Origin of the sequence: Citricoccus sp. SGAir0253 (assembly GCF_005877055.1) — a bacterium.
Lineage (GTDB): Bacteria > Actinomycetota > Actinomycetes > Actinomycetales > Micrococcaceae > Citricoccus.
Map to the genome: position 1 here is coordinate 593352 of NZ_CP039424.1, position 21761 is coordinate 615112.

The 21761-nt window shown below is 73.1% G+C and carries 23 protein-coding genes; 15 read left to right on the forward strand and 8 right to left on the reverse strand.

Translation table 11 applies throughout. The features are described from left to right. Nucleotides 1-40: 40 nt before the first annotated feature. Entirely contained in the window at nt 41-2698 is a 2658-nt protein-coding gene (locus E7744_RS02670; RefSeq protein ID WP_137772787.1) for an ATP-dependent DNA ligase, read from the forward strand. Next, nucleotides 2695-3246, forward strand: coding sequence for a DUF6328 family protein (locus E7744_RS02675; RefSeq protein WP_137772788.1), 552 nt, complete (start codon nt 2695-2697; stop codon nt 3244-3246). The genes E7744_RS02670 and E7744_RS02675 overlap by 4 nt, the downstream gene beginning before the upstream one ends. A gap of 9 nt (nt 3247-3255) precedes the next feature. On the opposite strand, the gene E7744_RS02680 is transcribed toward E7744_RS02675, so the two are convergent. After that, nucleotides 3256-4635: an aspartate aminotransferase family protein gene (locus E7744_RS02680; protein ID WP_137772789.1), complete on the reverse strand. Its 1380-nt coding sequence runs from the start codon at nt 4633-4635 to the stop codon at nt 3256-3258. Between the two features lie 173 nt (nt 4636-4808). Between E7744_RS02680 and E7744_RS02685 the strand changes: the two genes are divergently transcribed. From E7744_RS02685 to E7744_RS02745, 12 genes are all read left to right on the forward strand, one after another. After that, nucleotides 4809-5384, forward strand: coding sequence for a MarR family winged helix-turn-helix transcriptional regulator (locus E7744_RS02685; protein WP_137772790.1), 576 nt, complete (start codon nt 4809-4811; stop codon nt 5382-5384). Between the two features lie 339 nt (nt 5385-5723). Beyond that, entirely contained in the window at nt 5724-5960 is a 237-nt protein-coding gene (gene rpmB / locus E7744_RS02690) for a 50S ribosomal protein L28 (RefSeq protein WP_137772791.1), read from the forward strand. Between the two features lies 1 nt (nt 5961). Continuing rightward, nucleotides 5962-6129: a 50S ribosomal protein L33 gene (gene rpmG, locus E7744_RS02695; RefSeq protein ID WP_137772792.1), complete on the forward strand. Its 168-nt coding sequence runs from the start codon at nt 5962-5964 to the stop codon at nt 6127-6129. A 3-nt stretch (nt 6130-6132) separates the two neighbouring features. Next, a complete protein-coding gene (gene rpsN, locus E7744_RS02700; RefSeq protein WP_137772793.1) occupies nt 6133-6438 on the forward strand; it encodes a 30S ribosomal protein S14 in 306 nt (101 codons plus the stop codon). Between the two features lie 271 nt (nt 6439-6709). After that, complete coding sequence (locus tag E7744_RS02705) at nt 6710-7069, forward strand: HU family DNA-binding protein (protein WP_256376026.1); 360 nt, start codon at nt 6710-6712, stop codon at nt 7067-7069. A gap of 207 nt (nt 7070-7276) precedes the next feature. Beyond that, nucleotides 7277-8038: a hypothetical protein gene (locus tag E7744_RS02710; RefSeq protein ID WP_137772795.1), complete on the forward strand. Its 762-nt coding sequence runs from the start codon at nt 7277-7279 to the stop codon at nt 8036-8038. A gap of 57 nt (nt 8039-8095) precedes the next feature. Then, nucleotides 8096-8923: a copper resistance CopC family protein gene (locus E7744_RS02715; RefSeq protein WP_137772796.1), complete on the forward strand. Its 828-nt coding sequence runs from the start codon at nt 8096-8098 to the stop codon at nt 8921-8923. A 119-nt stretch (nt 8924-9042) separates the two neighbouring features. Further along, entirely contained in the window at nt 9043-11196 is a 2154-nt protein-coding gene (locus E7744_RS02720; RefSeq protein WP_137772797.1) for a cytochrome c oxidase assembly protein, read from the forward strand. Beyond that, nucleotides 11193-12065: a hypothetical protein gene (locus E7744_RS02725; protein ID WP_137772798.1), complete on the forward strand. Its 873-nt coding sequence runs from the start codon at nt 11193-11195 to the stop codon at nt 12063-12065. Before E7744_RS02720 ends, E7744_RS02725 begins: the two co-directional genes overlap by 4 nt. Before the next feature lie 162 nt (nt 12066-12227). After that, complete coding sequence (locus tag E7744_RS02730) at nt 12228-12515, forward strand: DUF6480 family protein (protein WP_137772799.1); 288 nt, start codon at nt 12228-12230, stop codon at nt 12513-12515. 129 nt (nt 12516-12644) lie between these two features. After that, complete coding sequence (locus tag E7744_RS02740) at nt 12645-12830, forward strand: hypothetical protein (RefSeq protein WP_137772800.1); 186 nt, start codon at nt 12645-12647, stop codon at nt 12828-12830. 39 nt (nt 12831-12869) lie between these two features. Next, entirely contained in the window at nt 12870-14438 is a 1569-nt protein-coding gene (locus E7744_RS02745) for a recombinase family protein (RefSeq protein WP_137772801.1), read from the forward strand. 66 nt (nt 14439-14504) lie between these two features. On the opposite strand, the gene E7744_RS02750 is transcribed toward E7744_RS02745, so the two are convergent. The 4 genes from E7744_RS02750 to E7744_RS02765 form a co-directional block, all read right to left on the reverse strand. Then, a complete protein-coding gene (locus E7744_RS02750; RefSeq protein ID WP_137772802.1) occupies nt 14505-15098 on the reverse strand; it encodes a hypothetical protein in 594 nt (197 codons plus the stop codon). 451 nt (nt 15099-15549) lie between these two features. Beyond that, on the reverse strand, nt 15550-15759 hold the full coding sequence (locus E7744_RS02755; RefSeq protein ID WP_137772803.1) for a hypothetical protein: 210 nt from the start codon (nt 15757-15759) through the stop codon (nt 15550-15552). A gap of 27 nt (nt 15760-15786) precedes the next feature. Further along, nucleotides 15787-16095, reverse strand: coding sequence for a hypothetical protein (locus E7744_RS02760; protein ID WP_137772804.1), 309 nt, complete (start codon nt 16093-16095; stop codon nt 15787-15789). Then, on the reverse strand, nt 16095-16454 hold the full coding sequence (locus tag E7744_RS02765) for a P27 family phage terminase small subunit (RefSeq protein ID WP_137772805.1): 360 nt from the start codon (nt 16452-16454) through the stop codon (nt 16095-16097). The genes E7744_RS02760 and E7744_RS02765 overlap by 1 nt, the downstream gene beginning before the upstream one ends. A 1229-nt stretch (nt 16455-17683) precedes the next feature. On the opposite strand from E7744_RS02765, the gene E7744_RS02775 reads away from it, so the two are divergent. Continuing rightward, nucleotides 17684-18304, forward strand: a complete 621-nt coding sequence (locus E7744_RS02775; RefSeq protein WP_137772807.1) for a hypothetical protein — start codon at nt 17684-17686, stop codon at nt 18302-18304. A gap of 537 nt (nt 18305-18841) precedes the next feature. Here E7744_RS02775 and E7744_RS02780 read toward each other — a convergent pair. The 3 genes from E7744_RS02780 to E7744_RS02790 all read right to left on the reverse strand — a co-directional run bounded on the left by E7744_RS02780 (nt 18842) and on the right by E7744_RS02790 (nt 21180). Next, a complete protein-coding gene (locus E7744_RS02780; protein WP_137772808.1) occupies nt 18842-19630 on the reverse strand; it encodes a hypothetical protein in 789 nt (262 codons plus the stop codon). Nucleotides 19631-19907: 277 nt separating this feature from the next. Continuing rightward, nucleotides 19908-20153 carry a hypothetical protein gene (locus tag E7744_RS02785; RefSeq protein ID WP_137772809.1) on the reverse strand — a complete coding sequence of 82 codons (246 nt, stop codon included), beginning with the start codon at nt 20151-20153 and terminating at the stop codon, nt 19908-19910. A gap of 151 nt (nt 20154-20304) precedes the next feature. Further along, nucleotides 20305-21180, reverse strand: coding sequence for a P22 phage major capsid protein family protein (locus tag E7744_RS02790; protein WP_137772810.1), 876 nt, complete (start codon nt 21178-21180; stop codon nt 20305-20307). Between the last annotated feature and the right edge of the window lie 581 nt (nt 21181-21761).

A 21761-nucleotide genomic window follows, 5' to 3' on the forward strand; every position in this document is an offset into this window, starting at 1 on the left:
CCAGCATAGGCGGACCCGCGGCCGCACCGGGAGGGGTGCCATGGCGCGCGGCGGGAGGCAGTCCTACACCGTGGGGGGCCGCAGCCTCTCCGTGTCCTCGCTGGACAAGGTCCTCTACCCTGCCACGGGCACCACCAAGGCCGAGGTGATGCGCTACTACCTGGCCGTGGCGGACGTGCTCATCCCGCAGGTCGCCCAGCGGCCCGTGACCCGCAAGCGCTGGGTCGAGGGGGTGGGCACGGCGCGCGAGCCCGGCAGCATGTTCTTCCGCAAGGACCTCGAGGACTCGGCGCCCCGGTGGATCCCGACCGGCCGGATCGCCCACGCCGACCACACCAACACCTATCCGCTGGCCAACGAGCCGGCCGTGCTGGCCTGGTTCGCCCAGATGGCGGCCCTGGAGCTGCACACCCCCCAGTGGCGCTTCGGCCGCAACGGCCGCCCGCGCAACCCGGACCGCCTCGTGCTGGACCTGGACCCGGGCGAGGGGGTGGGCCTGGCCGAGTGTGCGGAGGTGGCGCGGCTGTGCCGGGACCTGCTGACGGACATGGGCCTGGAGTCCTTCCCGGTGACCTCCGGGTCCAAGGGCATCCACCTGTACGCGGGGCTGGACGGCAGGCACAACGCGGAGGCGATCAGCGGGGTGGCCCACGAGCTCGCGAAGGCGCTGGAGGCCGACCACCGGGACCTCGTGGTCTCGGCGATGCGGCGCTCCCTGCGGCCCGGCAAGGTCTTCGTGGACTGGAGCCAGAACAACGCGGCCAAGACCACGGTCAGCCCGTACTCGCTGCGGGGCCGCGAGCGGCCGTGGGTCGCCGCGCCCCGGACGTGGGAGGAGCTCGGGGACCCGGGCCTGCGCCACCTGGGGTTCGCGGAGGTGCTCGAGCGGGTGGCGGCCGGGCTGGACCCCATCGCCCCGCTCGGCTGGACCCCGGACTCCGGGGGCACGGGGGGTGACGGCGGCCGGCGCGGTCCCGGGGGCCCGGACGGCGGCGCGTCCGGTCGTCAGGACGGCGGACAGGACGGCGGTGCGGCCGGCGGGCCCGTCGACCGGCTCGCCACCTACCGGTCCATGCGCGACCCGGCCAGGACCGCCGAGCCCGTGCCCGCCGAACCGCCGGCCGAGCGTGCCCTGGGCCCCGGCGAGCTGCCCTCCTTCGTCATCCAGGAGCACCACGCGCGCCGGCTGCACTGGGACTTCCGCCTCGAGCACTCCGGCGTGCTGGTGTCCTGGGCCGTGCCGAAGGGTCCGCCGCTGGACACGGGGACCAACCGGCTCGCCGTCCAGACCGAGGACCACCCGCTGGAGTACGGCACCTTCGAGGGGACGATCGCGAAGGGCGAGTACGGGGCCGGGGAGGTGACCATCTGGGACGCCGGGACGTGGCAGCCGGAGAAGTGGCGCGAGGGCCGGGAGGTCATCGGGGTCCTGCGCGGCCGGCCCGAGGGCGGCCTGGGCGGCGTGCCCCGCCGCTATGCCCTCGTCCGGGCGCCGGGCATGGGTGGGGAGGACAACTGGCTCCTGCACCTCATGAAGGACCAGCCCGACGCCGCCCGGGGCCCGGACGCGGCGGCGACGGACCCGCCGGAGCCGGGTGCGGTGCGCCCGCCCGCCGCCGGCAGCGCGGCCCCCGCGCCGGGGGAGGGGGCCGGAGCTCCGGCCGGGCCGCCGTCGGGCCCCTCCGGTGCCACCCCCGGCGGACCCGGCAGTGCCCGCGCCGCCCGGTTCGGGCTGGAGGACCTGCCGGCGCCGATGCTCGCGACGCTCGGCGAGCCCGCGGACCTGGACCCGGGGCAGGACTGGGCCTATGAGATGAAGTGGGACGGCTGGCGGGTGATCGCCGGCGTGGGCCCGCGCCAGGTGCTGCCGGCCAGCCGCAACGGCCAGGACCTCACGCGGCGGTACCCCGCGCTCGCGGAGCTGACCGGCCTGCTCCGGGGCGAGGCGGCCGAGCGGGGCGGGGCGGTGCTCGACGGCGAGCTGGTCGCCCTGGACGAGCGGGGCCGGCCGGACTTCTCCCGCCTGCAGGACGGCACGGGGGAGCTGCGGCTGGTGGTGTTCGACGTCCTGCAGCTCGGACCGCCCGGCGCCACGGCGACCGAGCGCCGGTCCCTGCTGCGCACCCCCTACGCCGAGCGGCGCGCGGTGCTGGAGGCCGTCGTCGTCCCGGGGGAGGCCATTGCCGTGCCCCCGGCCCACCACGGCACCCTGGCCCAGGCCCGGCGTGCCGCCCGCGGACTCGGCCTGGAGGGCGTGGTGGCCAAGCGGACCGACTCCACCTACCTGCCGGGCCGCCGGGGCTCGTCCTGGGTGAAGCTCAAGGAGCAGCAGCACCAGGAGATCGTGGTGATCGGGGCCCGCGAGGGCCGGGGGGCGCGCGCCGGGGGGATCGGCTCGCTGCTCGCGGCGGTGCCGGACGACTCGGGCGAGCTGCGCTACGCCGGCCGGGTCGGCACGGGGTTCACCGCCGCGCAACTGGCCGAGGTGGAGGGGCGGCTGGAGCGCCTGCGCCGCCGGACCCCGCCCGTGGCGGACGTCCCGGCCCCGGACCGGGCGGACGCGTGGTGGGTGCGGCCGGCCCTCGTGGGGGAGGTGGCCCTGGCCGGACGGACGCGGGAGGGGCGGCTGCGCCAGGCCTCGTGGCGCGGGTGGCGGCCGGACAAGGAGCCCGGCGACGTGCGCTGGGAGGTCCCGTGAGCCGCGCCCCGGATCCCACACCGGGCCGGGGGCCGGAACCCCCGCCGGACCCGGAGGACCCGCAGGGGTCCTCCGGCGCGGGGACCTACCGGCGGGAGACCCCGGGGGAGAAGCTGGACCGGAACTGGAACGAACTGCTCCAGGAGCTGCGCGTCATGCAGACCGGCACGCAGATCGTCACGGCGTTCCTGATCGTGCTGCCCTTCCAGTCCCGGTTCGAGGAGCTGGCCGGGGACATGCTCGGGTGGTACGTGGCCCTGCTGGTGAGCGCCGTGCTCATCACCACCCTGATGCTGCTGCCCGTGGTGATCCACCGGAGGCTGTTCGGGCTGCAGATCAAGGACCGGACGGTGGCCTGGGGCAACCTGCTGGTGAAGGTGTGCCTCGCCGGGCTCGCCTTCCTGCTGGCCGGCTGCGTGGCCTTCATCGCGCACGCGGTGCTGGACCCGGTGGCGGGATGGTGGATCACCGGGTCCACCACCGCGGTCATCGCCGTGCTCATGCTCGCGCTGGGCCCGCGCCGGCGGTCCGCCCCGCCGCGCCCCTGAGGGCCGGCCTCAACCGGTCACGTGGGCGTCGGTCACCGCCAGGGCCTGGTCGAGCACGTCGAGGCCGTGGCGCACCACCTCGTCCGGGGTGTTCAGCGGCGGGGCCACGTGGATCCGGTTCATGTTCTGGAACGGCAGCATCCCCAGCCGGCGGCACTCCGCGACGAGGTCCGCCATCGCGGGGCTGGAGCCGCCGTAGGGGGCCATCGGCTCCTTGGTGGCCCGGTCCGTGACCAGCTCCACCGCCCAGAACGCGCCGAGCCCGCGCACGTCCCCCACGGAGGGATGGGCGGCCATGATCTCGCGCAGCCGCGGGCCGATGACGTCGGCGCCCAGGTGCGCGGCGTGGGCCACCATGCCCTCGTCCTCCATGGCGTTGATGGTGGCCACCGCGGCCGCGCAGGCGAGCGGGTGGCCGGAGTAGGTCAGGCCGCCGGGATAGGGCCGCTCGGCGAACGTCTCGTAGACGGCCTCGGACATCGCCACGCCGCCCAGCGGCACGTAGCCGGAGTTGACGCCCTTGGCGAAGGTCAGCAGGTCCGGCACGACGCCCCAGTGGTCCACGCCGAACCACTCGCCGGTCCGGCCGAAGCCGACCATGACCTCGTCGGCGATGAACAGGATCCCGTGCCGGCGGGTCAGCTCCCGCACGCCCTCCATGTAGCCGGCCGGGGGGACGTAGATCCCGGCGGTGCCGGGGATCGACTCGAGGATCACGGCGGCGATCGACTGCGGGCCCTCCAGCAGGATGGTCTGCTCCAGGTGGGCCAGGGCGCGCTCCGTCTCCTCCTGCTCCGTGGTCGCGTCGAAGTAGCTCCGGTACGGGTAGGAGGGCAGGAAGTGCACGACGCCGGCGCGCGCCGTGTCCACCGCGTTGCGCCGCGGGTCGGCGGTCAGGGCGAAGGCCAGGTCCGTGCCCCCGTGGTAGGCGCGGTACGCCGAGAGGACCTTGGGCCGGCCGGTGTGCAGCCGGGCCATGCGCACCGCGTGCTCCACGGCGTCCGCGCCGGCGTTGGTGAAGAAGACGTGGTCCAGGTCCCCGGGCGCCAGGTCCGCGACGAGCCGGGCGGCCTCGGACCGCGCGGCGTTGACGTGGGCGGGGTTGATCGTGGCGATCGTGGCCGCCTGCTCCTGGATGGCCCGCACCACGGCCGGGTGGGAGTGGCCGATGTTGGTGTTGACCAGCTGGGAGGAGAAGTCGATGAGCCGGTGGCCCTCCCCGTCCCACACGTGGGAGCCCTCCGCGCGCAGCACCGTCATGGGCGTGATGGCCCGTTGCGCGCTCCAGGAGTGGAACACGTGGGCGCGGTCGAGGTCGTAGGCCTTGCGGCCGGCGGCCAGCAGGTCCTCGCTGATGCTCGGGTCGGGGGTCACGGGCGAGAGGGTCATCGGCACTCCTGGCGGCGGGGCGGACACGGTCGGTTCTCGGTTCTCGGCTCGCGCCGCGCGGTCCGGGACCGGCCGGGACACCGGCCCCGCACGTGGCGTGGCGCACGCCCCTCCCAGCATGCCATCCCCCACCGGCAGGGGCCCGCCGCTCCGTCACGTGGGATAATCGCCCCATGCACGCCGTGACTGACGCCGAGAACGTGGACCGGGACGCGCTGGCGGAGGCCGGCGCGCCGATCGGCGGGGACGCCGTCCGCTGGCTCACGCCCACCGAGCGCCGGGCCTGGCTGAGCATCGTCGCCACCCACATGCAGCTCATGCCCACGCTCGAGGCGGACCTGCACCGCGACGGGCCGGTCAGCTTCTTCGAGTACCAGGTGCTGGCCATGCTGTCAGAGAACGACGGCCCGCTGGCCATGAGCGAGCTGGCGGCGCGGACCAACTCCTCCCTCTCGCGGCTCTCCCACGTGGCCCGCAAGCTCGAGGCCCGCGGCTGGATCGAGCGCATGCCCTCGAGCGAGGACGCCCGCGTCACCATGGCCGCCATGACGGAGCTGGGGATGCGCGAGCTCGTGCGGATCGCCCCGCACCACGTCGCCAGCGTGCGACGGTGGCTGCTGGACGTGCTGGACGACCGCGACCTCGAGGACATCGGCCGGATCGGCGCCAAGATCCTGGGCCACCTGGACCCCGGCCACTGGATCTTCCGGGACCCCGTGCTGACGGCGGAGGACCCCTCCTCGGTTTGATCGGCGCGGCCCGGTGCCCTAGGATAGGACGGCGCCAAGCCACGCTGTGCCCTCGCGCGCCCGGTGCCCGCACCGGGGGGTGGGGGCGTCGGAAAACAGCGTGGTTCCCGCACATCGGATCCCGCGCCCGCCGCCAGGCGGTGCGTGGGGCTCACCGTCTTCCCCCGCGATCGAGGGCACTTCGGTTGGATCTCACCCAGCCTGGTTACCCCTTCGGAAAGTCGCAGTAAGAGCGCGGTGTCACAACTGGTGGCGGGACTCGTGGGGGCACCGGTCCGCCGGCGTCTCCACAGCGGGTTCCGCCCGTTCTTTTACTACTACTTGCAACGAGGAGTGATCATGGCAGCACACTGCCAGGTAACCGGGGCTGGGCCGGGCTTCGGCCACAGCATTTCCCACTCGCACCGTCGCACCAAGCGCCGGTTCAACCCGAACATCCAGAAGAAGACCTACTGGGTGCCGTCCCTGCGTCGCAACGTCACGCTGACGCTGTCCGCCAAGGGCATCAAGACCATCGACGTGCGCGGTATCGACGCCGTCGTCGCCGACCTGCTCGCCAAGGGAGTGAAGCTCTGACATGGCCAAGGACAAGGACGTACGTCCCATCATCAAGCTGAAGTCCACCGCGGGCACCGGGTACACCTACGTGACCCGGAAGAACCGTCGCAACAACCCGGACCGCATCGTGCTCAAGAAGTACGACCCGGTGGTCCGCCAGCACGTCGAATTTCGAGAGGAGCGCTGAGGCATGGCGAAGAAGTCCAAGATTGCCAAGAACGAGCAGCGTAAGGCCATCGTCGCCCGCTATGCCGAGAAGCGCCTGGAGCTGAAGAAGACCCTGGTGGACCCGAACGCGTCGGACGAGGCCCGCGAGGCCGCCCGCGTGGGCCTGCAGAAGCTTCCCCGCAACGCCTCCCCGGTCCGCGTGCGCAACCGCGACGCGATCGACGGCCGTCCGCGCGGCACCTTCCAGAAGTTCGGCATCTCCCGTGTCCGCTTCCGCGACATGGCCCACCGGGGCGAGCTGCCGGGCATCACCAAGTCCTCCTGGTGATCCCGCGCCGGCCCTGACGGCCGGCTCCGGTGCCCCCCCCCGGGGCGCCCGAACACCACGTCCGACGGGGCGGTGGGCCACTGGCCCGCCGCCCCGTCGTCGTTCCCGGGCCGGTCCCCGGGTGGGGTAGCCGGCGCCTCCCGCCGTTCCCCGGCGGCGACGCCGGCCCCGCATCCGCCCCCGTTTCGCCCCAGAAGTGCCCCGAATCGCCTGCGAATCACCCGGATTCCGCGGATTCCCGCGGTTCCCGGCCGTGTTGCGGCCCCGGTGGGTGGTAGCTTTCCAAGCATGTGCCCGGTCCTGCCGGCCCGGGCCGACCGAAGTACACCGACGTCCAGGAGGACACATGGCTATGAACCGCAGCGAACTGGTGGCCGCCGTCGCCGAGAAGAACAACCTGTCCCAGTCCGCCGTGAACGGCGTGCTGGACGCCCTCTTCGAGGTCCTCTCCGCCCAGCTGTCCAAGGGCGAGAAGGTCAGCATCCCCGGCTGGATCGCCGTCGAGCGCACCGACCGCGCCGCCCGCACGGGCCGCAACCCGCAGACCGGCGAGTCCATCCAGATCCCGGCCGGCCACTCGGTCAAGATCTCCGCTGGCTCCAAGCTGAAGGCCGCTGCCACCGGCAAGTGACCACCGGCGGTCCCGGACGGCCCCGGCCGTCCGCCCCCAGGGCGTCCCACCGCGGTGGGACGCCCTGGGCGCTTAAGGACCGCCACGGACGGCCCCGGACCGCCCGAGGGACCGGGGCGGTTCTTCTACGATCGGTAGAACTCGCGTAGCATGGAGGGCCAGCGGACACGGGCGTTCCGCGGATCTCGACGCGGGGAGGTGCGACCCATGGTCCCTGCCGGTCCGCGCCCCGCCCCCCTCCCCGCCGCCGCCCGGGCCGCGGCGGCCTCCGCCCTCGTGCCGCGCGGCCCGGCCCGCCTGCTGCGCGGCTGGACCGCCGCCGTCGTCGCCACCGTGCTGGCCGCCGGGTCCCACACCCTGGCGGGGGGCCTGGGTTCCGCCCACGACGCCGGCCCGCACCCCGTGGCCTGGATCCTCACCCTGGCGCTGGCGGCGCCGCTGTGCACGGCCCTGGCCGGGCGCGCGCTGTCCTGGTGGCGGCTGCTCGGCGCCGTGGGCGCCAGCCAGCTGCTGTTCCACGCGGCCTACTCGCTGGCGGCGCCGTCGGCCGCCGGCCACCCCGCCGGGCCGTCACCGGACGGCGGTCACGCAGTGCACGCAGTGCACGCAGTCCCCGCGGGGCACGCGCTGGCCCTTGCCCCGGGACCCGCCGGGGCGTCCGCCCTCCCGGCCGACCCCGCCGCGCTCGGCCCCGACCCCGCCGGGGCGGGGATGGTCGCGGCCCACGTGCTCGCCGCCGTCGTCACCGTGCTGCTGCTGCGCCGGGGGGAGCGGCTGGCCCTGCGCGTGGTGGACCTCGCCGCCGGGCTGGTGCTGCGCGCCCCCGGCGCCCGGCTGGCCCGCTGGATGCCCACGGTGCCCGTGCCCCGCGTGCCGTCCCGCCCCCTGCTCCCCGTGCCCGGCCCGGGCATCGTGGTGTCCTCCGTCCTGCGGTGGCGTGGTCCGCCGGTGCTCCTGCCCGCCCGCTGACCACCGACACCACCACCCGCCCGGCGCCCCTCGTGGCCCGGGCCGCGAAGGACACCCATGACCACCACCACCCTTCCCGACCGGCCGCGACCGCGCGCCCGGCGGACCGCCCTCGTCGCGGCCGGCTCCACGGCCGCGGCCCTGGTCCTCACGGCCGCCCCCGCCCTGGCGCACGACCAGCTGGTCTCCACGACCCCGGCGTCCGGCTCCACCGTGGAGGCCGCGCCCTCCACGGTGTCCCTGGCCTTCTCGAACGACCTCATCACGGGACAGGGCATCCAGAACCTCGTCACCGTCACCGACGAGGACGGCAACCAGTGGCAGGACGGCGACGCCCGCGTCACCGGACCCGAGCTCAGCGCCGCGCTGTGCGAGGGGCTGCCCAACGGTGAGTTCCGGGTTGCCTACCGCGTCGTCTACTCGGACGGTCACTCCGAGGCCCAGCAGTACGCCTTCACCGTCGACGACCCCGGGGCCCCGGACGCCGCCGCCCCGCAGGACTGCGGCGTGCCCGACCCGGACGCCCCCGTCAGCGACACCGGGGACGCCACCTCGACCACCCCCGCCCCGTCCGGCGGGGCCGGTGCGGCGGCACCGGGCAGCACGGGGGGCGGCGGCGAGCCGGCGACCGCGGGATCCGGCGCCTCCGGCACGGCGGGGGACCCCGCGACGGGCGAGCCGCCCGTCGTGGAGCCGCCCGCACCGGATCTCTCCGATGCCTCCGACGCGGCTGCCGCCGCCGAGTCAGGGGCACCAGGGGTCCCGGGCTGGGTCTGGGCCGTGGGCGCCGCCGGCGTGCTGGTCGTGGCCGCCGGTGTCCTGTCCGTCCTCCGCCGGGTCCGGGCCCTCGACCGCCCGGACCGCGGCCACGGAACGGAGGGCTGAGCGGTGGCCGCCCCTGGAGCGCGGAGCACGCCGATCGGTCCGGGGGCGGCCGCCACCGCGCCGGACCGCGCCCAGGGCGGCGTCGTCGGCGACGCGCTGTCCACCGCGACTGCGAGAGAATGGAACCCGTGACCTCTTCCCCCACCACCCCCCGGAAGCCGTCCCCGGACGCCGTCCCGGCGCCCCGGGCGGCCGCCGCCGCGGCGACCACCCCGGCCGGCGCCCCGGCCTGGACGTGGCCCGTGGCCGGCGTCGTGGGCGCCGCCGTGCTGGTGCTGGCCGCCGCGCTCTCCGGCGTCACCGCCGCCGACGACCTCTCCGACCCCGGCGCGTTCACGCGCTGGGGCCTGCCGGTGGCCAAGCTCCTGCACAACCTGGCCATGCCGACGGCGATCGCCGCGCTCGTCTTCGCCTGCGCCGTCCTGCCCCCGCGGCGCGGGGAGGAGGAGCACCCCGCCTTCACCCGGCTGATGCAGGTGGCCGCCCTGGCCTCCGGGGCGTGGACCGTGGCGGCGCTCGCCGTGATGCTGCTGTCCTACTCCGACCTGGCCGGCGTGCCGCTGGCCCCGGGCCCCTCGTTCACCTCGGGGCTGGTCGGCTACCTCCAGGACATCTCGGTGGGGCAGGCCTGGGTGGTCGTGACCGTCATCGCCGCGGTGGTGACCTCGCTGACCCTGGCCGTGCGCTCCGCCGCCGGCCTGGCGTGGACGGCGCTGCTGGCCCTCGTGGCGCTCGTGCCGCAGGCGCTCATCGGCCACTCCGCCTCGGGTGACGACCACATGGGCGCCGTGAACTCGATCGGGCTGCACCTGCTCGGCGTGGTCGTCTGGGTCGGCGGGCTGTTCGTGCTGCTGCTGCTCGCCCCCCGCCTGGTGGGCCCGGACGGCGCCACCGGCCGCGCCTCGGCCCACCGCCAGGGACCGGAGCCGCTCGTCTACACGGTCGTCTCGCGCTACTCCGTGCTCGCGGGCCTCGGCCTGGCCACGGTGGTGCTCTCCGGCATCGTCAACGCCGCGCTGCGGATGGACAGCCCCGAGCAGTTGGCCAGCCCCTACGGCCTGATCGTGGTCGCCAAGCTGGCCGGGTCCCTGCTGCTCGGGCTGGTGGGGCTCATGCACCGGCGGTGGATCATCCCGCGGCTGGCCACGGGCACCTCCGCCCCGGCGCCGGGCGCCCGGCGGCTGCTGTGGCAGCTCGTCGCGGTGGAGGCGGTCGTCATGGCGGCCATCATGGCCCTGGCCACCGTGCTGGCCCGCACCGCCCCGCCCGTGCCGGAGGAGATCGCCCCGGACGCCACGCCCGCCCGCATCCTCACCGGCTACGACCTGCCGCCGGAGCTGACGGGGGAGCGCTGGTTCACCACGTGGCGCCTGGACTGGCTGTGGGTGGCCGTCATCGCCTTCCTGGCCCTGTGGTACGTGTGGACCACCGTGCGGCTGCACCGTCGGGGCGACTCCTGGCCCGTGCTGCGCACCGCCTCTTGGCTGACCGGGCTCACCATCCTCTTCTGGGTCACCTCCGGTGCCCCGGCGGTCTACGGGATGGTCCTGTTCAGCGCCCACATGGTGGCGCACATGACCCTGACCATGATCTCGCCGCTGTTCCTCGTGCTCGGCGCCCCCGTCACCCTGGCGCTGCGCTCGCTGCCCACGCGCACCGACGGCACGCGGGGCCCGCGCGAGTGGATCCTGTGGATCGTGCACTCGTGGTGGGGGCGCTTCGTCACCCACCCGGTGGTGGCGGCCGTGGGCTTCGCCGGCTCCATCCTGGTCTTCTACTACACGCCGTTCTTCGGGTTCTCGCTGGAGTACCACCTCGGCCACGAGTTCATGAACGTGCACTTCCTGCTCACCGGCTACCTCTTCGCCACGGTGATGATCGGGATCGACCCGCTGCCGCGGTCGGTGGCGTACCCCATGCGGCTCGTCCTGCTGCTGGCCACCATGGCGTTCCACGCGTTCATCGGGGTGGCCATGACGTCCTCGGAGTCGCTGCTGCAGGCCTCCTGGTTCGGCAGCACGGGACGGGACTGGGGCCCCTCGGCGATCGCCGACCAGCAGATCGGCGGCGCGATCATGTGGGGGATCGGCGAGGTGCCCACCGTGATCATGGCCGTGGTGGTGGCCGTGATGTGGTGGCGATCCGACCTGAGGGAGGCCAAGCGGCTGGACCGCAAGGCCGACCTGGACGGCGAGGCCGAGCTCAAGGCCTGGAACCGCATGTACGAGCAGTTGGCCGAGGACGACACGACCCCCGGAGGGACCGCCCGATGACCACCCGACACCCCGCCCGGCTCGCCCTGGCCGGCACCGCCCTCGCCGGGGCCGTGCTCCTGGCCGCCTGCTCCGCCCCGGCCGGTCCCGCCGCCTCCTCCGCGCCCGGCTCCTCCGGCCCGGCCTCGTCCGCTGCGGCCGCCCCCACCCCGGCCACCGCGGACCCGCACGGCACCGCGGGGGCCTCGGCGCCGTCGTCGGGCCCCGGGGACGGGACCGGCCCCGCCGGCGCGTCCGGCGATGCGGCGGCCGACGCGCGCGCCGACCAGCGAGCGGTCCGGGCCGCGTCGGAGCGCGCCGCGAGCTTCGGCTTCACGAACCAGGTCGCCGCCACGGACGAGGAGATCGCCCGCACCCGCGAGGAGAACCGGCTGCGCCGGGCCAACACGGCCGGCACCACCGTGGACCCGGCCCGGTGCAAGGCCCCGCTCACCGCCGTGGACTGGTCTCCGATCCTGCTGCCGGACGCGGACGCCTCCCGCGTGGACTTCGGCTCCGAGGGCTTCGCGGGCACGGGCACGGTGGAGGTCGCCGCCGTGGAGGACCCGCGGGTGGTGCGCGAGCACCTGGCGGACGTGGAACGGCTCGTGGCGGACTGCCCCGAGCTGCGCATGACGGTCACGGACCAGGACCGGCAGCGGTCCACGTTCGACTTCACGGCCCGCGACTCGGCCGCGGACGCGGACTCGGCGCTGGTGTGGACGCGGACGCCGGCCGGCGGGGGAGCGGCGACCACGGCGCAGGTGCTCATCAGCCAGGCGGGCGGCCACGTGGTGATGGTGTCCTTCCTTGGCCGGGCCGAGGTGGCCGGCGAGGAGTTCACCACGATCGCCGAGCAGCTGCTCGCCGCCGCCGAGGGCGCGCTGTAGGTCGCCGCTGGTCGCCGTCGTCCAGGACCGGCCGGGCCGGCCCGCCGCCCGGGGGTTCCCCGGCGGTGGCCCCGGTGACAGGATGGCCGGACGCCGGGGACACCCGGCGGCGCCGTCCCGCCGCCGCGGGGCCGCGGCACGCCGACGAGGACGGGGACCACCATGGCCGGAGAGCCACAGCCCGACGACGCCATCCGCGACACCGGTGCCACCGACCGGCGCCTGACCGAGCAGCCCGACCTCGGGGTCACGGGCGCCGGGAACCAGGCCGGCGAGGCGCCCCGGGACGACTGGGCGGACGGCGAGCCCAGCGAGGAGCAGGCCCGCTCGGCCAATCCGGACCCGGCCGAGGAGGACATCCCGGGCCTGGAGGAGGGCGGGGGCGTGCCCCCGGGGGAGACACCGCCCGCCGGCGGCTCCCAGAGCGGGGACCAGGGCCACCAGGAGTAGCCCGGCGGCGGCTCCCAGAGCGGGGACCAGGGCCACCAGGAGTAGCCCGGCGGCGCCGCGTTACGCCCGTAGCGTGCGCCGGCGTCATCCGCTGGAAGGCCCGGTCGGCTTCCGGCCACAATGGAGCGCATGAGCAGCCCCGAAGACCAGCCGGTCAGCACGCCCTCCGCCACGGCCACCGCCGCCCCCTCGCCCCGCGCCGCCTCGCGCGTGCGCGCCTCCGAGCTGTCCGGCCGCACGTGGCTGAACACCGGCGGGACCCCGCTGGACCTGGCGGCCCTGCGCGGCAAGATCGTCATCCTGGACTTCTGCTAGTTCTGAGTCAAAGCATCAACTTGGGACTAGACTCGCCGCATGGCATCGTCTCAAGTCACAGCGTCGCCGGATCGGTGCGCCGCTATCTACGTCCGCCGGTCCTCTCGAAAGGATCTCGGGCTCAACCGATCACTAATGGAACAGGAGGCCGATTGTCGGGCCCTGGCCGAGCGGTTCGGCCTCGACGTCGTCCGGCTGTACTCGGAGCGCGAGGGGACCGGGGCCTCCAATCGGTCGCGGAAGGCGCGGCCCCAGTGGGAGGCGGCCCTCGCCGACCTGGACAAGGGCGGGGACTTTCATACGCTCATCGTCTGGAGCCTGGACCGGGCCGACCGCCGAGGGGCGGACACACTCGCCGGGCTCCTCACGCGGCACGCGGCCAGCGGGCGCCGCATCATTGCTTGCGACGGGACGGACACGTCGGACGAGCGCCAGCGGCTATCAATCATCATCCGGGGCGAGATCGCCCGGGAGGAGGCCGAGAACACGGCCAAGCGCGTCGCCCGGACGAAAGCGACGAGGCGCGCGGATGGGCGTTGGCTCGGCGGGCGGCCGCCCTATGGGCTCCAAATCGTCGACGGCCACGTCGAACCGGACCCGGAGACCGCGCCTATCGCCCGGAGGATCGCCGAGGAGGCCCTCGCGGGGCGGAGCCTATGGGAGATCGTCCAGGGACTAAACGCGGACGGCATAGCGACGGCCAGGGGCGGCCAGTGGCGGACTAACACGCTCAGTCAGCTAGTCCGGTCGCCCGCTTTCGCCGGGCTCCAGTCGGTCCGCGAGAGGACCGCCTCGGGCGGCTGGCGGGCCGTCGCCGAGGTCTACCGGGATCCCGAGACGCGCGACCCGGTCACGATCGGCGAGGGGATCATCACGCCGACCGAGCGGGCGCTCATCATGCGGCGGCTCGCCGACCGATCCGCCGAGCGCGCCCGGGGCCAGGTACGCGGCCGCAAGGGCTCCAAAGCGCTCCTCGGGCCGATCGCGCGCTGTCGGACTTGCGGGAGGCGCTCGGCGCTCTCCTCGGGCGGGACGACGGGCTCCTACCGTTGCGCCAGCCTGGCGGCCGGGAACCCATGCGAGCGGCCATTCAGCGCGCCACGGGGCGGCCTGGACGACTACGTCACCGGGCGGTTTCTGTCCTACCTGGCGACCCTGGAGCCCGACGACGAGCGGCTCGTCGCAATTGCCGAGCGCTGGACCGCTCACGTCGACCCGGCCAGCGACGTCGAGCGGCGCGCGGCTCAGGCGGCCCTCGACGCGGTCGACGCCGACCTGGCCCGCGCCCGGCGCCTGGCCGTGGCCGGGATCTTGACCGAGGACGAGGCCGCCGTCGAGCTCAGGCGGCTACGGTCGCACCGGGCCAAGGCCGCCGAGGAGCTCGCGGCCCTGCCGACCGGGACGCTCGACGTCGCCCCGCTCTTGGACCTGGCACAGTCCCGCGAGGCATGGGACGCGCTCCCGCTCGACGAGCGCCGGGAGCTCCTCCCGCTGGCGATTGACGAGGTCCGCGTCGGCCCCGCCAAGGGGCGGGGCTACAGGTTCACCCCAGAGGAGCGCGTGACGTTCGTGTGGGCGGGCGAGGAGCTCGAACGGACTAACAACTAGAGAAGCGCCACGTAAAGCCCCCGGCGCAAGGAAGTTTGCGTGCAAGTTTGCAGTGCGCTTAGAGGCTCATGGAGGCGTCGACCGGCTCCTAGGCTCCCGTCCAATGTCTTCGTGCTCCCAGAGGTATCCGGCGAGATCGGTTATCCAATGCGTACCGCGCGCATCGCGGAAATAGAGCTTTAACCGAGGCCGGTCGCGGAAGTGATCCTGATTGCGCGTGCCCCACGTAACTTCACCGTTAGGAGGGATCGTCCGCAAATCGTCTAACGGGCGGGCGTAGTAAGTGACCTCTCCGAAGAATATCTGGACATGCGAAATCGGGCTCGGCCCATGGTTGACGATCTTCAGGTCGAGTCCAACCTCGTTTGTCGGCTCACCGAACTCGTCTCGCAGGGCAACAGCTGTAAAGGTGAAACTGACTTGGCGGGCGAGTTCCTGCCGCCGCTCGGCGGCCTCCTCCTCCTGGATGCGGCGGAACCGATTACGGTCCTCGGCGGCTTCCCGCCGCTCCCTCGCGGCGTCGGCGCGCTCGCGCGCGTTGATCCGGTTGGCGATCAGTGCCGCACCGACAGCTCCGACGGTGCCCACGGCGGCGAACCACTCGGGTACCGTTCCCCAATCCCATGCCCCGACTGCCGTCGCCAAGCTCTCCCAGGCCATGCCGCCAGCCTAGGCGGCATGAGATCGGCCCCGCTCATATTTGCGGCATGGGCGGGGCCCGATTCGCCTCAGGAGATCGCAGCGGCCTCAGCACGCTTGCGGGTGCGGCGCTGGCGGGCACCGGCGGCCTCGCATTCTCGACAGCGCGGCTGTGCGCCGTCGGGAGTGAGCGGGTGGGAGCCATAGGCGCTTAGAGGCTTGCGGTCTCCGCATCCTGTACATACGCGGCCGCCCGTGCGATACCGCCAGCGCCAGCGGCTCGCGGCACCCTGCAATGCCTCGGCGAGCTCCTCGCGGTCAAGGCCTTCCGCGCGGAGTGCCTCCTCGTAGTCCGCCAGGAGCGCCGCCGGAGGCTCACGCGGGGGCAGGAGCGGGGCCTGGCGCCTCTCCAGGGACGGAAAGTCCAGGGCGCCGTCCCCGAGCGCGTCGGAGGCGCGGATCACGGGGCGGGTCACAGGCCGATCTCCAGGGCGTCGAGGTCATCGACCGTGAAGCCGTGGACGGCCTTGGTGACAGCCTCGACGATCTCGGGCGAGGAGTCGCCCTCGGCGGCGCTGGCGGCGGTGGCCTCGACGGAGGCGCGGAAGGCGCGGGCGTCCTCGACGAAGGCGAAGCCGGGCAGGGTGAGGCCGGGGAGAGTGGCGCGGACGATGGTGAGCATGGCGGGGATCCTTTCGGGGAGAGGGTGTCAGGCGGTATGGAGGGCGGCGGTCACGTCATGGCCGCCGAGGCGCTGAATCGTCCATTGACGATGCAGGCCGGAGACCTCGCGACACAGGGCGCGGAACGCCACGGCCGCGAGGCGGTGATGAGACAGGTCCGGCCCGGACGCCTCGGTGTCGTCGGCGTAGTCCAGGGCGGCGGACCACGCGGACGCCGGGGTCCAGCCTCCGCGAGGCGGACACGGAGCGAATGGCGGGAGCGGGCCGGAGGGGTCGCGGACCTCGATCTCGGCGGCGGTGGCCGGGCCGGTCCCGGCGCGGGACTGGCGCGCCATCAGCGACGGCTCCAACGCTTAGAGGCCAGCGCCGCCCCAGCCCGCGAGGCGCCGGACTGGTTCAGGCCGACGCCAAACGACTTGAGCGCGGCGATCGCGGCCGCTCGCGCCTGACGGGCCTCGGCGATCAGCGGGTTAGCGACCGGCTGGCCCTTGTAGCCCGTGGTCATCAGGCCGACGCGGTCGACCTCGGCGCTCATGGCATCGGCGGAGGAGATCAGAGTACAGGCCTCCCAGAGAGCGCCCTCGGCGGCGGAGGACATGGCGGGGTTTTCCGCGTCGACGTTGACGTAAAGATCGCGGGCGGACTGTGACCAGGACTCGGGGAGATCGGCGTAGGGGTCAGTTTCGGTGGTCACGGGAGCCTCCTAGGTGGCAGTGGTGAAGGTGTGGGCCGCCCGAGGGGCGGGAGGGCTGTGTGCATCGGGCCCGCCGAGCTATGCCCTGCCGGCATTGGGCAGAGGGGCCGGGGGGAGGGGGTACCCAGGGTCTCAGTCGGTGACGACGAGGACGTCCTCGACCCGCTGGCGCCCATCGGGGGACATGAGCGGGGCGACGTGGGCCAGGGCCTCGCGCGACTCTCCGCCGCGACGCGCCGACGACACGCCGCTGCGCGGTGAGATTCCCGTTCCGTTCCGCGCTGTGCACGATCGGTGCTGCGGCGGTCGACACCTGTGGACGGGCCGGGGGGCGGGTGCGCCGATCCGCGTGGTTCCGGCGTACTGGGCGCACGGGCCCGGACACGTCCGTACACAGCGCCTGTGGACGGCATGGGGAAACGCGCGGGCGCGGAGGGGGAACAGGATCTTGTGGTTGGTGCATGCGCAGACCACTAGATGTAGTATTGGACTCGTGAGTAGCCAACGCACGAAAGCCCCGTTCCGATGACGGGGTCACCGAAAGTGGGGCTCTACGCTTGTAAATTTGTTCTTGGTCGGAACGAGTACAAACGTAGTGCAAAGGAGCGGGATCCACAAACCCTCTCCCCCCTCTTCGGTCGTGTGAGGTGCCACACCGACTGAAAGGCCGTGACCATCATGGCGAAGAACACCTACAGGCCAGGCGAGTACGCCCCTGCCTCCGCACAGTACGAAATCGTGGGTCCGCGCGGCGGACGCACCGGAGAAGAACGGACGGTCGTCCGGGGAACCACCCTGCCTCCCACGGGAAAGCCTGGTCAGTCCTACGTGATTGCAGACCGGACTCGTAATAAGTCGGGGCGAGGCAATTGAGCGGCGATGGGCAGCCCAAGGGGCTGCACGGGTTCCGCGCTGTTCCCGCTGCCATCCTGCGGGAGATTCATGAGCTCAAGGGATCGGACTTTCGGATCGGGCATCGTTGGACGGTCTCGGAAGAAGAGTTGCGGATGGGTCGATTGGCCCACATCGGGGTCGGCATCGGCCCTGACGGCATCACCTACGAGACTCCGCTAGTGCCCAGCCCGTCCAAGAAATGGGCGAAGTGGAACGCGGACGGCAGGGTCATCAAGCGACCCGACCTTCCCAAGCAAGAGATCCACTGGTCCACGACCTCACCGAGATACGGAGATCCCGCGAGGGGCTATCACACGCAACCGCATTCTCGGTTGGTGATCCACAAGCAGGTTGTTCACGGCAAGAATTTCGCGCTAAACATCACCCACAAGGCCACGAAAGACGAAAAGTTCGTTGTCGCGTGCGAAGTGGATGTGGTGTTTCCTTGGGCAACTGGCGCAGACTCCTCCGACTTGCTCATGGCCGTTTCCCTGGTCGGAGAATGTGTGGGCTCTCCGCGGGTCTACCCCTCTGCCCAGTCGCTCAGCGATTGGACGGCGACACAGGCTGTTGGTTGGGAACTCTTGCCCGTGAAGCATGGCGGTTCCCTTCCTCAGTTCAGTGAGGTCGCCGCCAACTTCAAACGACGGACTGGTCGAGACCTTCCGGACACGTATGAAGAGCGCTATACGGCAATGGCAGGGTTGCAGGCAGACAAGGTTTGGACCGGTGTCTCCGGCTTCCACCGGTACATGGCCTTCGATTTCGGTACCGCAGTCGTCCTGGAGAATTTCTCCTACGGCAATGCGGCGTACGTGATGTTCGACGATTGGCGCGAACTGAGCCAGCGAAGCCGTCCGGACTTGCTGGCAGACCAGAACGCCAACTACGTCCGCATCGTCCATCGGAATGGCTGGGCGAAGCGCGTCCGGGCGGAGATCGAAGCCACCCGCTGACACATGCGGCCCCTCGCGGTTTCTACCGTGGGGGGCCGTAGTGTCCTACGCACGGCGGCCGTAGGCCGGTCGCGGGTAGAGCAGGCCGGTCGCGGGTAGAGCGTGGACGGCAGGACGTCGGTGCAGTCGTGGCACCTCGACGCGATCCGGGTCTCGCGGCCGGGGTCTGCCGGGAATGCTTTGGCCGGGCGGAGCGCCGTGCAGACCAGGCACCGGTGCCTGGCGCCGATCAGGCGCCGGGCGCGGGCGTCCAGTGCGCGCCCGGCGGTGGTCATGGCCTCGGCTTCGGTCGCGCCGTTAGCCAGTGCGGCGGAGTGGATCCTGGCGCCGAGGGCGTCCTCGCGGGGGTCTAGCGGCGGCCGCAGCCGGGGGTCCTCGGCGAGCTCGTCGGCGGGGATCGCGGACGCTGTTGCAGTCATGGGGCGCCTCCTTGGCGTCAGGCAGTGGAAACGCGAGGAGGCGGCCGCCAGCGTGGGCGACCGCCTCCAGGCGGCGGAAGGGGAGCCCTGGAGAGAGGGCCAGGGGTCGCCGATGTGGTCAGGCGGTCTCCTCGGCCGGTCGGGCGGGCATCGTGTAAACGGCCGTGCGCGCCTTGCCGACGCGGCGGCGTGGGCCGAGGATCTCGTCGGCGACGGCGTAGAACACTCGGCGGCGCGGGACGCGATACTCGTCGCCTTGGGGCGTCTTGTCGCCGAAATCACGGTTGTCGTTGATCTCGTCGACAGCACGTGCGAACAGGTCCGCCGCGTTGACGGCATCGCCTGGCGCCGGGGCGTCGTCGTACTCGCGCCATTCGGCCAGCCATGCTCGGATGCTGTCGGCCTCGATCCGGGCGGCCTTGTCGCGGGAGCGCTTGACGTACTCCGAGGGGGTCAGCGCCGGGCCGCGCTCGGCGGCCGGGCGGGGTGGGCGGTACGTGGGGAGCCGGACGCGGACGGCGCGGACCACGGCCTCAACGTAGGCGCCGACGGTCCCGGCGTCGCCGTGGAGGACCAGGAGCCGGGCGTCGTGGTAGCGGTCGCCGGCCTCAGTGGGGCGGACCTCGGGCAGGGAGGCCAAGCTGGCGCGGATCTCGTCGGCCAGGCCCGCGAGCGGGACCGGCGTCGGGGCGGCGGTGGAGCCCTTGGCGCGGGCCAGGATGGCGGAGCCTTCGCGGTAGAGCTCGCGGTCGCCGGTCAGGTAAGGGAGCGCGTAGACCTCGGCGAGGCGCTTGGCCGAGGGCGTCTCCAGGTTGAGGCCGGAGTCCAGACGGACGCGGAATGGGCGGCCGTCGTCGGGGTCGCCGGTGCCGAGTCGGGCGAGAGTGGTGGCATGGGCGGGGATCATGGGCGGGTGTCCTTTCAGGGGTCGCCGCAGACGCGGCGGTAGCGCCGGGGTAGGCCCGGTGCTGAGGGAGAACAGAAGGGGCGGGGCGACGGGAACGTGATAAGTGAGGAAGTAACGTTCCCCTGCCCTTCTCTTGTGGAGAGAGAGAACTCTCGATAAAAGAACGGAGAAGGAAGGAAGTAGGCGCCCTTATCACGTTGCAGTCACCTTGCGCCGGTCAGGGCGCCACGTCGGCGTCCCCGTCGGTGGCGTCGGCCCGCGTGGGCGGGCGGTGCGGTCACTGGCGCCGGTCGGCGCGGCCGAGGTAGATCCCGGCGCGGTCCAGGAGGCGGTGAGTCTCGCGGTCCTCGGCGTCGACGTGGTCGCGGAGCTCGGCGAGGCAGTCGCGGAGCCCGGCCAGGGCCTCGCGGTGGCGCTGGCGGTGCCGCCGGGTCCGGCACGTGACGGAGCAGAACGCCCGTCGCGGTCCGGCGTCAGCGGCGAGGGGGTCGCCGCACTGGATACAGGATCGGCGCAGCTTCACGGCAACTCCTCTCGGTAGATAGTTCGGAACAGGTCAGGACCACGAGAACGGCCCTCGTCCTCGACGCCGGAGCGGAGGGCGAGGGCCAGTCCTCGGGAGGGGACACCTTATAGAGGGCCAGGACGCCCGGAAATGCCCACACCGGGACGGATCAGAGCGCCGGGGCGGTGTCCACGCGGACGGCGCCGCCGTGAGCCACGAGGGTCACTGTGCCGTCCTCGGCGTCCACGGCAAGCGGCATCGGGGCCACCTTCACCAGAGACTCGACGATCGAGACCTCGGCGCCGACGCCCGGGTCGAAGTCCCGGATCTGGGTCAGGGCCCAGCCGTCGACCTTCACGGACGCGGCAGCGGTCGCGCCAGCCGGGACGGCCGGGGCGCGGACCACCACGGCGAACGCGGCCGGGATGAACGCGGCCGCCTCAGCCGGGGCCAGACGGGTCGACTCGATAACCTCCAGGCCGCGCACCTTGCCGGAGTCGTCGAACGCGGCGGCGTCCAGCAGGTCGGCGTAGACGTCGGCGCCGACGGCGACCTTGATCGTCGCCTCGGCCGGGACGCCGTTGGAGCGCAGGACGCGGCGCATGGCGGTGACGACCTTGGCCGGGTCGGCCGGGTCGTAGGTGATGGAGGCGGTGGCCGGGGTCGCCTGGATCGCGGCGGCGGCCTCGCGCTCGATGTGGGTCACGATCGCGCGGCACTGGGGCGCGAGGACCTGGGTGGAGAAGTCGCGCAGGTCCAGGGTGGTGTCCTGGACGGACAGGACGGTCTTGTTGTAGGCCAGGGTCTCCAGCTTGACCGGGATGGTCTGCTCGGCGATCTCGTCGGCGACGAGCTGGGTCGTCTTGTCGCTGGCGGCCTTGGTGCGGGCCACGACGGCGCCGCCGACGCGCACGTCGACGGTGGAGCCCTTACCGGCGGCGTAGTTCGCGGCCAGATCCAGGCGCATGTGCTGAGCCAGGTTCAGGTCCTGGCCGACGATCTCCGCGGCGACCTTGGCGGAGTCGGTGATAGCGAAAGTGCTCATAGGGTGTACCTCACTCGGTAGATGGGGATTGGATGTGGTGGGATCCAGTCCGTCGCGCTTGCGAGGCCACCGGGGCACGGCTCTAGCCGGGGCGGGACCTTGGGGACGTGGAAGGGCCCGCCGCCGGAAGCTTGCCGGGGCGGGCGTGGGCGGCGCGCAGAGGCCGCCGGGGGGCGCCCGGAATGAGGACGCCGGGAGCGCTGGAGAAAGGCGCTCAGCGCGCCGGAGGGGCGCGGGCCTGTCCCCTCGGCGCCTTGGCCGGGGACGGAAGATGGGGGAGGGCCACGGCGGCGCCTGGCCGTCGTGGGCAGGGATAGACCGGCGCCCGACTACGACAACGGGCGCCGGTCCTGCACCTGGACACTGTCACCTGATCCGACTATTCGCGTGAGGCGCCTAGGGCGGTAGCACTAGGACGCCTTGTGGGCCAGTAGTGGTTAACAGTGGAGCGGACGCCTGACGGCGCCCTACCGGCGGGCTCTGGGCCGTGCCGGATCCTGGAATGTCTGGGCGGTTGGGATGACGCTGGGGCCCGACGCCGGAGTGCGGACGTGGGCCCCAGCGGCCGCCACCTTGGGCGG